This window comes from Anaerotignum propionicum DSM 1682 (assembly GCF_001561955.1).
In the GTDB taxonomy this organism is placed as follows: Bacteria; Bacillota; Clostridia; order Lachnospirales; family Anaerotignaceae; genus Chakrabartyella; species Chakrabartyella propionicum.
Genome location: NZ_CP014223.1, coordinates 1054869 through 1068944, shown reverse-complemented (window position 1 = coordinate 1068944; position 14076 = coordinate 1054869). Strand labels below are relative to the sequence as shown.

11 protein-coding genes are annotated in these 14076 nt (G+C 40.9%); 1 reads left to right on the top strand and 10 read right to left on the bottom strand.

Annotated features, from left to right (window positions below):
* Together CPRO_RS05085 and CPRO_RS05080 are read right to left on the bottom strand one after the other, a co-directional pair.
* Positions 1-966 carry a thiamine pyrophosphate-dependent dehydrogenase E1 component subunit alpha gene (locus CPRO_RS05085; protein WP_066048620.1) on the bottom strand — a complete coding sequence of 322 codons (966 nt, stop codon included), beginning with the start codon at positions 964-966 and terminating at the stop codon, positions 1-3.
* Positions 967-1455: 489 nt separating this feature from the next.
* Positions 1456-2820, bottom strand: a complete 1365-nt coding sequence (locus CPRO_RS05080; RefSeq protein ID WP_066048617.1) for a sigma-54 interaction domain-containing protein — start codon at positions 2818-2820, stop codon at positions 1456-1458.
* 425 nt (positions 2821-3245) lie between these two features.
* On the opposite strand from CPRO_RS05080, the gene CPRO_RS15235 reads away from it, so the two are divergent.
* Positions 3246-3413, top strand: a complete 168-nt coding sequence (locus tag CPRO_RS15235; protein ID WP_157881634.1) for a hypothetical protein — start codon at positions 3246-3248, stop codon at positions 3411-3413.
* Positions 3414-3686: 273 nt separating this feature from the next.
* Here CPRO_RS15235 and CPRO_RS05075 read toward each other — a convergent pair whose 3' ends face one another.
* From CPRO_RS05075 to CPRO_RS05040, 8 genes are all read right to left on the bottom strand, one after another.
* A complete protein-coding gene (locus CPRO_RS05075; protein WP_066048615.1) occupies positions 3687-4922 on the bottom strand; it encodes a collagen-like protein in 1236 nt (411 codons plus the stop codon).
* Positions 4923-5042: 120 nt separating this feature from the next.
* Positions 5043-6422, bottom strand: coding sequence for an exosporium glycoprotein BclB-related protein (locus tag CPRO_RS05070; protein ID WP_066048613.1), 1380 nt, complete (start codon positions 6420-6422; stop codon positions 5043-5045).
* A 1022-nt stretch (positions 6423-7444) separates the two neighbouring features.
* On the bottom strand, positions 7445-8179 hold the full coding sequence (sigE, locus tag CPRO_RS05065; protein WP_066048608.1) for an RNA polymerase sporulation sigma factor SigE: 735 nt from the start codon (positions 8177-8179) through the stop codon (positions 7445-7447).
* Complete coding sequence (locus tag CPRO_RS05060) at positions 8176-9030, bottom strand: sigma-E processing peptidase SpoIIGA (protein ID WP_066048605.1); 855 nt, start codon at positions 9028-9030, stop codon at positions 8176-8178. Before CPRO_RS05060 ends, sigE begins: the two co-directional genes overlap by 4 nt.
* Before the next feature lie 346 nt (positions 9031-9376).
* Positions 9377-10663 carry a homoserine dehydrogenase gene (locus CPRO_RS05055; RefSeq protein WP_066048602.1) on the bottom strand — a complete coding sequence of 429 codons (1287 nt, stop codon included), beginning with the start codon at positions 10661-10663 and terminating at the stop codon, positions 9377-9379.
* 527 nt (positions 10664-11190) lie between these two features.
* Positions 11191-12042, bottom strand: coding sequence for a tRNA lysidine(34) synthetase (locus CPRO_RS05050; RefSeq protein WP_066048599.1), 852 nt, complete (start codon positions 12040-12042; stop codon positions 11191-11193).
* A gap of 126 nt (positions 12043-12168) precedes the next feature.
* Complete coding sequence (locus CPRO_RS05045; RefSeq protein WP_066048596.1) at positions 12169-13290, bottom strand: cysteine desulfurase family protein; 1122 nt, start codon at positions 13288-13290, stop codon at positions 12169-12171.
* Positions 13287-14054: a tRNA threonylcarbamoyladenosine dehydratase gene (locus CPRO_RS05040; protein WP_066048594.1), complete on the bottom strand. Its 768-nt coding sequence runs from the start codon at positions 14052-14054 to the stop codon at positions 13287-13289. Before CPRO_RS05040 ends, CPRO_RS05045 begins: the two co-directional genes overlap by 4 nt.
* Positions 14055-14076: the final 22 nt, after the last annotated feature.

Here is a 14076-nt window from a genome sequence, read left to right as displayed (position 1 = left end):
TTATGCTAAAATATTTTTGAAAAGATCCTCTGCAGTCGCTTTAGGAGATGCCTCCGCAAAATGCACCGCAGCATCCAGCTCTGCATCAATGTCGCTATACATGGTTTTGATTTCAGCTTCTGTGAGAACATTGTTTTCCAGCATATAGTTTTCCATCTTTTTCACGCAGTTTCTCTTTTTCTGCCACTTTTCTGTGATAGCAGGATCACGGTATTTACATTGATCCCCTTCAAAATGCCCTCTCCAACGATAGTTCTTCGCTTCCAAAAGAGCAGGGCCATTACCGGCACGCACATACTCAGACAATTCTTTTGCCGCCTCGTATACCGCCAAAACATCAGAGCCGTCAACCACCTTCGCCGGGATGCCATACGCAGGTGCACGGTCAGCACCAGGATTTTCTACAGCGGTGGATTCATAAATGCAAGTAGAAATTGCCCACTGATTGTTGTCCAGAATAAACAAAACTGGTAATTTCCACGCTGCCGCCCAGTTCATTGCTTCGTGAACAGGTCCACGGTTTGAAGTACCATCGCCATAATAGCAGTAAACAATATTATCTTTGCCTTCCATCTTTAGTTTGTAAGCAGCACCAACAGCAAAAGCCATATCACAACCCAAAGTGCCACTCATACCCAAAACACCCTTGCTAAAATCAGCAATGTGATTGACACCACCGCCACCACGGGAGTTACCATCTTGTCTGCCCAAAATTTCTGCATATATATTGTTAAAAGACACACCCAAAACATGGGAAATACTAACCACACGATGAGCAAGCTTAAAATAATCTCCGACTTTTCTTGTAAAAAGTGATCCAACATGAGTTGCTTCCTGCCCAACACCACTATGGATATGACCAGGCACTCTACCTTCCTTATAGATTGCCACCAATTTTTCTTCAGATAATCTAGTGTACAGTAAGTTTTTGTACAAATCTGTTAAGAATTCCTTTGTATAAGCCATATTTAGACCTCCTGTTAGTTTGAAAATGAATTTCTGATGATGTATGATTATAGGAGCAAATACCGTGCCAAATTATTGAATCTACATTTTTTCAAGGTATCTCCATACTAAGAAAGCCTTTGTATCAGCGAGAAAACAACTTTAAAAAGAAATTTAGCTTTTTTTATTTTTTATAAAATCAAGAAGTATCTCTAATAAAAAAGTGTAGTAAAATACCAACATGTGTTGAGTATCTACTACACTTTCTATTTACCTTGTTTTACTTGTATTATAAATTTGTACGAATTACATTGTTTTAACATCGAAACAAGAGATGATTTTTATGTACTTTTTTTAATCGCTCAAAAAAGTGTAGTAAAAACACTACATTTGTTTGAAATTTTGCCAAAATCTTTATTAAAAACATTTTAAGACAGCAAATCTTCTTCTCTCCCCAAGCCTTGTGAATCTTTAATATTATGAAAATTGAAAACACTTATTGGTTCCATCTTACTTAATTGCATATCTTCGCATTTTATCATAGAGAATACTTCTGTCTATCTCCAGCAATTCAGCCGCCTTTTTCTTGTTTCCTTTCGTTTGCTTCAAAGCTCGTAAAATTGCCAGTTTTTCTGCTTCTTCCCTTGCGGCACGAAGGGTTAGCGTGTTCTCCTGCTTCATTTCGGATAAATTCATTTTTAAACGTAAACGCTCAAAATCTTCTACTGATAACTCTCCTGAATTTGCATAATTGAATGCTCTTTCAATCATATTTTCCAATTCACGGATATTCCCAGGCCATTGATAGCTTTCCAAAAGCTGCAACACTTTTTGGTCTACCCCTAAAATATGGGAACCAAGTTCTTCATTCAATTTCTCAATAAAGTGATTTACCAAAAGTGGGATATCTCCTTTTCTTTGCCTTAAAGGGGGTATCCTCAGCTCGACTACATTAATTCGATAATATAGGTCATCTCGAAATTTTCCTTCCTTTACCATTTCCGCCAAATCCTGATTTGTGGTAAATACAAAACGAACGTCAATTTCCTTATTCTTCCCGCCAATCACCTGAATTTCTTTCTCTTGAACTACACGCAAAAGTTTTGCCTGCAACTGAAGGGGCATTGAATTTATTTCATCCAAAAGTAGGGTTCCTCCATCTGCTTGTTCAATTTTCCCTTTTTTTCCACCTTTCAGTGCGCCGGTAAATGCTCCTTCTGCATAGCCAAAAAGCTCTGACTCTAACAATGTTTCCGGAATTGCCGCACAGTTTAAAATCACAAAGGGCATTTTGGCTCGTCCGCTTAAATTATGAATGGAGTGGGCAAAAAGTTCTTTCCCCGTCCCACTTTCCCCATAAATTAATATGGCAGAGCGTGTTCTAGCGGCTCTTTTTGTAAAATCAATTAACTTTCTTAATTCTTGATCTTGAGTAATGATCTGATCTATATTATATTTCGTACCGGTATTCTCAAAATAGTTGTCTTTATAAAATTGCACTTGCTTATTGAGAAAACTCATTTTATTCTCTAGTTGTTTGACTGTTAAGCGGCTCCCTGTTGAAGTAAAAGCAACTCCGCCTAAAATCTCGTCATCCTTACGGATTAATAAACGATTGATAACCATTGTTTTTCCGTCATGTTCAAAAAATTCCTCTACGCTTTCTTTTCCTGAACGAATCACAGCACTTAAGCTCTCATCGGGTACATACTCATGTAATTTTTTTCCAATAGGAAAAGGCTTAGGAATTTTAAAAAGCTCTCCATATTTCTCTGTCATATAGATAATACGACTTTCCGTATCAACAATTACAACAACACCTAAGGACTCTAAAAATTCTTTTGCAATACTTTCAAAATTAATATTTTGCTTCATCCTGCAATCACCTTTCTCATAAACTTGAATGAAAACCAAATAAAAAGCGAATTATATTTTATTCTCTTGAAAAATCCATTCATCCGTAATTACATCTAATTCTTAAAATTGGTGCAGTGATGGTTATTATTGGAGTCTAGACTTTTGATCCCCCCAAACGGAAATCTCCCAACTGGATCTACTCAAAAATGAATCAGTGATTCCTTAAAGTTATAAATTTTAAATAAAATAAACTTACTTACGCCGCAGACTTCAAAACACTATAGAAATTTTAATTATTATTGTTATTATATCATAAAATTTATAAACAAGTAATTTTCCATTGAAATTGATTCAATAGACTACCTTCAGTTAAAAAATATTGATTTTTTGCTTAATCTTTTTTTGGCTGGGCATAGTAATATGAATGAAAGGAGGAAGAAAATTTGCGCGCATTAGAATTTACAGAAGGAACCTCCCAATTACAGGAAGTACGCTATAGCACTCATGCCATTAAGCGTCAACAACACGGCAGAGAACAGCAGTTTTTTGATAGCGGACATGGTAAAACTCAAAATTCCGATTATGAACCATTGCATTATCAAGATGTATAAAGAGGAATCGCCCTTCAAAATGAAGGGCGATTTTTATAATTAAGAAGTCCTTCGTATGTGAAAATGGTCAATCATAAAGCTATAATCTGTCATACGAATAAAAAACCATCATTTAAAAACAACTCAATAATTCCCACTATGTTTACCCACTATAATAATTATTTTTTCATAATTTTATTTTTTTCTTAAAAAATAAACCACCAGCATTGCTGGTGGTTTAAAGTGGCTATTGCAGGGATACTCATTGTTTATATTCTGTTATTCCTATAAGAATCAGCTTACCTCGATAATTGTGAGGTTTGCTTGAATCGCTCCGGTTCCATAAGTTACCGTTGTTCCTGTGCTGTTAAATAAGTTAAATACAAGAGGTGTGGTTGTAACTGTAATTAACGCGGTGCCATTTAATTGAAGCGTCGTAAGCGGTGATGGAGAAGTAGACAAAATAATATCTGATCCTCCACTAATAACTCTTATACCAAAAGTAACATTTGGCGAGGTTTCTGCACCATCAGTATTTACCCACCAAGAGATAAAATAGTTACCCGGTGCATTAATGAAGAACGCTCCCACACCTGCGTTATACGTTATATTTGTAGAAGGTGCATTAATTGTAGTATCAAACAAAACATTCGTGTTTGTTGCAACCGTTCCACCACTGCTATCCTGTAACTGTACTTGTAATCCTGTTAAATCTGAGCTTGGTCCTGGAGGACCCTGTGGGCCTTCTGGACCTTGTGGGCCTTCCGGACCTGCAGGGCCCGGCTCACCCTGTGGACCTGCGGGACCTGCTTCACCTGCGGGACCCTGAGCACCTGCGGGGCCTGCCTCACCCTGTGGACCTGCGGGACCTGGCTCACCTTGTGGACCTGCGGGGCCTGCTGCACCTGCAGGGCCTGCGGGACCTGCGGGGCCTGCTTCGCCTTCAGGACCTGCGGGGCCTGGCTCACCTTGTGGACCTGCGGGGCCTGCTTCGCCTGGTTCACCCTGTGGACCTGCGGGACCTGCTGCACCTTCAGGACCTGTGGGGCCTGCGGGACCTGCGGGGCCTGCTTCGCCTGCAGGACCTTGTGCGCCTGCGGGACCTGCCTCACCCTGTGGACCTGCGGGACCTTGGGCACCTGTTGCGCCTGTTGCACCTGTTGCACCTGCGGGACCCTGGGCACCTGCGGGACCTGGTTCACCCTGTGGACCTGCGGGACCTTGGGCACCTGTTGCGCCTGTTGCACCTGCGGGACCCTGGGCACCTGCAGGACCGGCTTCACCCTGTGGGCCTGCTGGACCTTGAGCTCCGGTTGCACCTGTTGCGCCTGTTGCTCCTGTTGCGCCTGCGGGACCTTGGGCACCTGCAGGACCGGCTTCACCCTGCGGGCCTACTGGACCCTGCGGGCCTGCTGGACCACGAGGGCCTACGGGACCACGAGGACCTTCACAACAGCAATGGGAGCCTCTACCACAATTGCAACTTCCCAATTCATTTACATCACAACTATCGTCGTAGCTATAACTCATTTGGTTTCCTCCTTTTCTCAAATTTGATTAACCTTTCAATCTAACCTAGTCTTTTAAAATATTTCAAAAGAGTTTTCTCCGATTCACCGGAAACTAACCTCTTTATTTAATAAGAAAGCCTTAGGAAATACCAAGACCTGCACTGGCATAACCAGCAACAGCTGTTGCCAAATCAATACCTGCCGTTACGTCTGCGGAGAATACCAGAAGTAACCTGGTTCCTGCCGTTACAGGAATGCTTAAACCGGTAGTTTCACCACTGAGAACTGTACCAATTGCAACGATGCCTGTTAGTGAAGGAGCAAGTGTAACTTCTGCACCTGCAACTTCAACAAAGGTATCATCTGGTGTAGCCGATGCGTAAAGCTGGGCGGTTACTGTAACGGTAGAGCCTACCAGTGTAAGCGCTGCGCTGACACTAAGGTAAGCTGCCAAAGATGTGATGGTTCCGTCTCTGGGTACAGAGAATGCCAAGTTTGTCAACCCTGTTAAATCAATTGTTCCGCCGATAGCGGTAATACCAGAAGCATTAATTCCAAAGCCAAGTGCACTTGAGGTATTTAGCACTCCACCGAGTACAGTGGTCAAAACAGCTGGTGTGCCCGATGCAAACGGAATGATTGCACCTGCGCCTGCGGGACCTGCGGGGCCTGTTTCGCCCTGAGGACCTGCGGGACCTGCTACACCTGCGGGGCCTTGTGCGCCTGCAGGGCCTGGCTCACCTTGAGGACCTGCGGGACCTGGCTCACCTTGGGGACCTGCGGGGCCTGCTGCACCTGCAGGGCCTGCGGGACCTGCGGGACCTGCTTCGCCTTCAGGACCTGCGGGGCCCGGCTCACCTTGGGGACCTGCGGGGCCTGCTTCGCCTGGTTCACCCTGAGGACCTGCGGGACCTGCTGCACCTTCAGGACCTGCGGGGCCTGCGGGACCTGCGGGGCCCGGTTCGCCTGCAGGACCTTGTGCGCCTGCGGGACCTGCTTCACCCTGTGGACCTGCGGGACCTTGAGCACCTGTTGCGCCTGTTGCACCTGTTGCTCCTGCAGGACCTTGCGCGCCTGCGGGGCCAGCTTCACCCTGAGGACCTGCGGGGCCTGCGGGACCTGTTGCGCCTGTTGCGCCTGCGGGACCTTGTGCACCAGCGGGGCCAGCTTCACCCTGTGGACCTGCGGGACCCTGTGCTCCGGTTGCTCCTGTTGCGCCTGTTGCTCCTGTTGCTCCTGCAGGGCCTGCGGGACCTGCGGGGCCTGCTTCACCCTGTGGGCCTGCGGGGCCCTGTGGACCTGCGGGACCCTGAGGACCTGTTGCACCTGTTGCACCTGTTGCACCCTGAGGACCTACTGGACCCTGAGGACCTACCGGACCTTGGGGACCTTGAGGACCACGAGGACCTCTTGGACCACGACAGCAGCAATGGTTATGTGAATTTCCTCCACAATTACCGTTCCAATTAATACCTTGTAAATCATTCATATCAAAATCATTGTTATAATCACAACTCATTTCTTTTCCTCCTTCATAAATAATAATTGACTTAGTATTGAAAAACCTCTTACTTTTAAGAGCTTACAAATCATTCTGTTACGAATGAAAAAGTATACCTGCCTATTTAAAACCTCATTTTAAAAAATCCCATTATGCAAATCTGAATTTATCATTTGTTCAATTTAAGCACCTAACACATTTTTGCTTATTTTTTTATATTATTGTATTTTGACTTTAACTTGTTGTAGCTTGGACTTTTTCATCTTAATACTAAAGTGTATTCTTAAAATTGAATTAGGATAGAAACGCTTCTTGTCACTTAAAATTACAAAAAATCAGCTATCTCTATACAATGTTACTCTGTAGGGAATCCCTTTTACGCAAGCAGAACCGTTTCAAAAGCGCTGACGGAGGCACTATAAACTGTTTTTCTCAATTCTTTTCTTTCGTTAGATTTCCAGTACAAAACTTTTAGAACTCTTTTTAGCTTGCATTTCAAAAACAGTTACAGCACTAAAATTCTTTTGTGAAAAGAATTTCTATAGCAATCATAACTCCAAAAAATATAATCCATGGGTAATGTGACCTTCCCAAAGATTTCCTTCCGTAAGCTAAATTTACAGAATCCGTTTCACCTCTCTTTTCAATTTCATTGCTCTTAAGGTACTGCAAGCTCTACAACATAATATGTAAGTCTGACATGCTAGGTGACAATTTGAGGTAAAATCATTGTTGTATTCCTTTTTGAAAAAATTTATAAATTCTAACACAATCTAAATCTTAAAAGTAACCTGACTGAAAACAGGCAATAATTAGAATTCAATTTTTCAATTTCATTTTTATACAGCATTTCTGTAATTTAAAAAAAGAGCTGATTAAAGTCTCAATTTCATCAGATGAAGTAAAAACAAACAACATATTTATGATTTTTTTCAGTATGCTACGGGCATAAAAATAAGACACTCTTCTTTTTTCGAAGAGTGTCTTATTTTTTCCGTAAGGATATTTGTACCTTAAATTTTTTACACAATAAAATAACCTCACATCATTTTATTAATCTCTTTTTTTAAACGACCGATGATTTTCTTTTCCAGTCTTGAAATATACGATTGAGAAATCCCAAGAAGGTCCGCCACTTCCTTTTGGGTTTTTTCTGTTGTTTCAGGTAAAATGCCAAACCGCATTTCCACAATTTTTCTCTCTCTGCAAGAAAGCTTATCCATTGCATTATTTAATAGCTCCCTATCTACCTCTTCTTCAATATTTTTGTAAATGACATCTCCTTCTGTTCCAAGGATATCAGAAAGGAGCAACTCGTTTCCTTCCCAGTCAACATTCAAAGGTTCATCTATGGAAACCTCAGATTTGGTTTTGCTGTTTCGCCTCAGATACATTAATATTTCATTCTCAATGCATCTGGATGCATAGGTGGCTAATTTTATTTTTTTCTCAGGGTTAAAGGTATTAATGGCTTTTATCAACCCAATAGTACCAATAGAAATTAAATCCTCTACATTTACACCTGTATTTTCAAATTTTCTTGCGATATAGACCACCAAGCGTAAATTCCTCTCAATCAATACCGATTTTACCCTTACCTCATCCTCACCACCAAGCTGATCCAATAAAATTGCCTCTTCATCCGGCTTAAGGGGGGGCGGAAATACGTCGCTTCCACCTATATAAAATACCTCTTGCCCTTTCCTGCGTAATTTGCGCAAAATCAACCCTGCATGATACTTCACTAAAAACAGGAAATACTTCCATTGCCTCATAAATCGTCCTCCTCCAGCAAGCAAGGGGGAATCAAACCTTCATACCCCCCTTTAAAAAAATCAAAGGAAATTCCTATATACAGCCTGTGATAACTTATTGTCTTTTCGCCAAAACAAATTCTGCATTCTTCTGCAAGAAAGCCCCACAATGCCCCTTCAGGATTTCCTAAACTGGTGTAATGCATTGGTTCAAGATTCTCTCGCTCACCACAAATTAGCTTTTCGCCCTCTTCTGCGGAAAATAACGGAAGTACGACACCTAATTCCATTACAATGACCCCTTTGCCATCTCTTTTCAGCCCGTTTCCCGTATCAATGAGTACACGACCCTCTACCCATTTGCTATTTTTACGAATATACACAGTGCAAAAATCTCTACGCCTTCGTATGTGGGTTTCTATCCAATTGCCGCCGATTTTTAATAATATGTAACTTACAGCAATCCCCCATATTAAGTATTGCCAAGGAAAAAACCTTTGCCGTAATATCAATCCGCTTCCCAATGCCTTCTGCGCTTGGGTAACTGTGAACAGTACATTCAAACCGCCCCCCAGCAAAAAGGATGCAAATAGAGCAGTTAAAAAAAGCCTGATAAAATTTTTAGGGCTTTTCGGAAAATATGCCACCCCAAGTCCAAGAATTAGTAATGCAAAGGATAAAAAAATGCCTCCATTATTCGGAAACAAGAATATCAACAGCAAACAATGACATAAAGCAGACAAAAATGCACCTACAAAAAGCCGCCATTTCTTGGCGCGAAAACCGCTAATCCGCCCAGCCGCATAAAGCAGAAATAAGTCCATAATCCATTCCCAAAAAAACACCACATCAATATAAACTGAAGCCTCCATTCCTTCCCTCCTGAAACAAATTATAGGCATGTTTTGATGCGAAGTCTGTCATATTTACTGAAAATGCCAAAAAAAAGAATGGCAGAGTTCGACCTACTTCGACTCTCCATTCTTTCTATATTATAATATAATTATAAATTTCCATACTCCCGATGAACCCACATTTCTATGCTGATACATCACAAAGAAATGCCAGTTCCAATCAAGGTATTTTCCTACTTTATATGCATTCCTTTTTGCAAATGCGGTTTTATTTAAAATACTTGCCTTTCACCTTTGAACCTCTACTTAAATAGTTTTTTGCAAAATATTCTGTACCTCATTATTCTTTTTCATGCCTCAACAATTAATGATATACACGAATAATAGAGGATATTTCCTTTACCATTGACATATTAGAAATCACAATGATGGAATCCATAAATTGTTTTTCTAAAACATCATAAGTAACAATGACAACATCTGCTGTTTTTTCATCCTTTGTTTTTTGCAATAGCATGGATATGCTCACATTATTACTGCCAAACACACCAGCTAAGGCAGCCAATGTGCCCGCTCTGTCCTCAAGCTTCATGCGCACATAGTAACTGCTTTTTGTTTCTTTAATGTCTTTAATGGGAATATTTTTATAACAGCTGCTGCCGATTCTACCGGTGCAATGAAACTGAATGTTTCTTGCCACATCCAAAATGTCACCAACAACAGCACTGCCTGTAGGCAGTTCCCCTGCTCCACGACCATAAAACATAGCATCTCCCACAGCATCGCCGTGAATAAATACTGCATTATAGGAATCATTTACCGCCGCCAAGGGATGACTCTGAGGAATCATAGTTGGATGAACCTTTACCTCAATACCATCCTCTGTATTTTTTGCAATCCCTAGCAGCTTAATTTCGCAACCAAGCTCATGGGCATAACGGATATCCTTTGCAGATATTTTAGAAATACCCTCTGTATATACATTCTGAAATGTTACTGGAGAGTTAAAAGCAAGGGAAGCCAAAATGGCAAGCTTTCTGCCTGCATCGTGTCCCTCAATATCTGCTGTTGGGTCAGCCTCAGCGTAGCCTAAATCTGTCGCCAATTGGAGGGCTTCTGCAAAGTCCATCCCCTCTTCGCTCATTTTGGTCAGAATAAAATTCGTTGTGCCATTGATGATTCCCATTACCTCTGTTATTTCATTTCCGGCTAAACACTGATTCAGTGGTCTTATAATTGGTATCCCTCCTGCAACAGCCGCCTCAAACAATAAATCACAATGGTTTGTTTTGGCAAGCTCCAACAGCTCATGACCCTGCACAGCTATCAAGTCCTTATTGGCTGTTACAACATGTTTGCCTTTTTGCAAAGCTTCCTTAATATATGTGGCTGCGGGTTCTATGCCCCCCATGACCTCAACAACAATTTCAATACTGTCATCCTCAATGATATCGCTCCACTGATCTGTCAGTTTTTCCGGTGCAATCAAATTGGCATATTTCCCTTTGTTCCGAACCAATACTTTTGAAATCTCTAATTCAGCGCCAATTTTATGAATCAGTTCATTCTTCTGTTTTTCTATAATCTTATATACACCGCCGCCAACGGTTCCCATTCCCAAAAGGGCAACCTTACGAATATTTTGAATCATGCTATTCTTCCTCCAGATTAAGTAATTTCGCTTGTGATGCGCATTGTCAAATTATGACTGATATTAAGATTGTACGCACGAAGAGAGCATATGTCAATAAAATTCTGTCTTTTTTTCAAAAACATTTTTCCTTGTCAGAAAAACAAATTTGTTTATTATGCCTTTTTTTAATGGGTATTATATTTCAAATTGCCATTGATGTGTTCATTTTTTCTAAAAGAGATAAAAATCAAAGCTTTCTTTTGTTTCACTGCTGCTATTCCTTTTCAAATCAATTATTAACGCTTTTTATCCATAAATGCGATATTGTGGTTCTCTATTTCTTTTCTAACAAAATCAGACTTATAAATCTCCTTAGGATTTAAAAGAATACAGAGAGGCGTGATTTTTACTACATATAAAAACGAAGTACCAAATTTTACTGGTACTTCGTTCAAAATCATGGCTTATGTTATTTTTTAGATAGCTTTAACATGTAACTCACAAATTTAAAATACATTTGTTATCAAATAAATGAAACTTTTTTCTTATTGTTTTTTTGACTCATAACTATCCAAAAATGAATGATATACTCCTTTTGCTTTATACCCCACCATTGTATCTAAGGAAACGGAGTGAATGCTGTTAAAGATACTTTTTTCAATGTTTGGATTGTCACGTTTCAGTCTGCGAAGGAGAATTTTGACCTCTTCTCGTTTGGAGCCTCCCCCACCATTATCACACATGGTACAATTTTCAGTAAAACGGCAGGCACATTGAATAAATTCTAGATCGTTATAGCGTTTCCAGCTCAAAATACTCTCCTCACCAATACAGTACATTGGGCGAATCAACTCCATGCCCTCAAAGTTTTTACTGTGAAGTTTGGGCAGCATTGCCTGTAGCTGAGACCCATAAAACATCCCCATTACCGTAGTTTCAATCACATCATTAAAATGATGTCCCAAAGCAATCTTGTTACAGCCCAATAATTTTGCTTTATTGTAAAGGTGCCCTCGGCGCATGCGTGCACATAGATAACAGGGCGACTCCTCACTATTATTAGCAATTTCAAAAATATTTGTTTCAAAAACTGTAATGGGGATATGAAGGAGAGCAGCATTGCTTTCGATTTTCTGTCTGTTTATTTCATTATATCCCGGATCCATCACCAAAAATATTAATTCAAAGGGCACTTCACTATGGCGCTGGAGCTCTTGCAGAAGCTTTGCCATCAGCATGGAATCCTTTCCGCCGGAAATACAAACGGCAATTCTATCTCCTGATTGAATCAATTCATACTGCTTTACTGCCTTAATAAAAGGATTCCATATTTCCTTTCTATATTTTTTTACGATGCTGCGTTCTATCATTTGATGCGGTGTTAATTCCCTTCCCATCCTACATTCCCCTATTCCAATTATTTTAAATCAATAAAGCTTATACCCAATTTATTTATTTCTTACGCTTTCCCAAGAAGCCTTGATTAAATTTCAGAAAAATATTTCCTTTCACACTCATTGGATTTATCTCACAAGCTCTTTGTAGCATTCGTCAAATATCCTTAAAAATTCTTGTATCTCTTCTTCGGTGGTTAAATGACTCAAGCTGATTCTCCAAGAGGATAAAGCGTTTTTCCGATCTTGACTCACCGCAAATACCGGGCGAGAGGGCTGTCCATCGGCAGAACAAGCAGATTTAACAGATACACAAATACCCTTTTCATCCAATGCTCTCTGAAAAACAGTTCCCTTTACACCGTACACACTCAAATTTAAAATATGGGGAACTGCACTTTCAGGGCTGTTTATCCGAACAACGGGATAGGCTGTTAAAGCCTTTCGCAGCTTCTCATTCAAACCTTGCACCACTTTTTCACGGCTATTTTGTTCTTCCAATGTAATTTTCAGAGCTGTCTCCGTTGCGGCGGCAAGACCCAAAGTAGGGGTTCCACTTCGATAAATGGTCGTACTGGCGCCGCCATGAATCAAAGGCTCAATCACAAGGTTTTTCTGTTTTAGCAATACCCCACAACCATTTAATCCATAAAACTTATGCCCTGTGAAGCTCATAGTATCAATCCCTTGAAAGGAAACCTCTGTCTTTCCTATAGATTGTGTTGCATCTACATGAAGGCGACAATTTGGATAAGCCTTTAATATTTCAATTATTTGAGAAATAGGCTGAATACACCCCAGCTCACTGTCCACGCTGCAGATTGCCACCAAAATAGTATCTTTTCTTAATAATTCTTTCAGTTCTTTTAAATTGACAGTACCATCCTTTTCCAGCCCAAGCAAATCTATTTCATATCCCTGCTCCTGCAAGGCTGTGAGGCAACCACTTACCGAAGAATGTTCCAAAGGTGTGGAAATAATATGCTTTCCCATATGTCTGGAGGATCGGGCAATACCTTTGATTGCCAAATTATTTGCTTCGCTGGCACCAGAGGTATAAATGATTTCCGCAGGATTCACCTTCAATACTTGGGCTATGCTCTCCGTAACCTTTGCCATTTCCTCCTGAGCGACTCTACCTACTCGATGAGTGGAATTTGGGTTTCCCATAAATTCTTGCTCAATCTGTACAAAGCGTTCCAATACCTCAGGTGCAACAGGAGTGTTTGCCGAATAATCTAAATATATCATAAGTTTCCTCCATAATTTGATAAGTCCTTCACCACTTCACCGGCAAGGATTAATCCAGCAGCAGCAGGAACAAAGGCGTTACTCCCCGGCACTTGCCTCCGTTGGGTACACTTTCTTACGGTACCCGCAGGACAAATGCAATGGGTGCGACAGCTGATTGCCATGTCCTCTATAGGGGTAATAGGCAACTCCTTGGAATACACTACTTTCAGTTTTTTAACCCTGCGTTTTTTCAGCTCATGGCGCATCACTCGCGCCAAGGGACACACGGAGGTTTTATAAATATCAGCTACCTGAAAAGCAGAAGCATCCATTTTATTTCCTGCTCCCATACAGCTAATGATGGGTACCCCTGCCTGATTCGCCTGCATCACCAGCTCAATTTTTCCGCTAACTGTATCAATGGCATCCACAACATAATCAAAACTTGAAAAATCAAATTCTCCCGCGGTCTGTGGGCCATAAAATGTTTTATAGATATTGACAACGGCATCGGGATTAATATCCAAAATCCTCTGCTTTGCTACGTCAACCTTATATTGCCCAACAGTACTGCGTGTTGCAATAATTTGACGATTCAGATTGGTTAGGCATACCTTATCATCGTCTACCAAATCAAAGGTACCGACGCCGCTTCTCGCAAGAGCCTCTACGGTATAACCACCAACACCGCCAATGCCAAATACAGCTACTCGTGCATGACTTAAACGATTGATTCCTTCTTCTCCAATGAGCAATTGGGTTCTTGAAAATTGGTTCAGCATTTTCTGTATTTCTCCTTTTTAA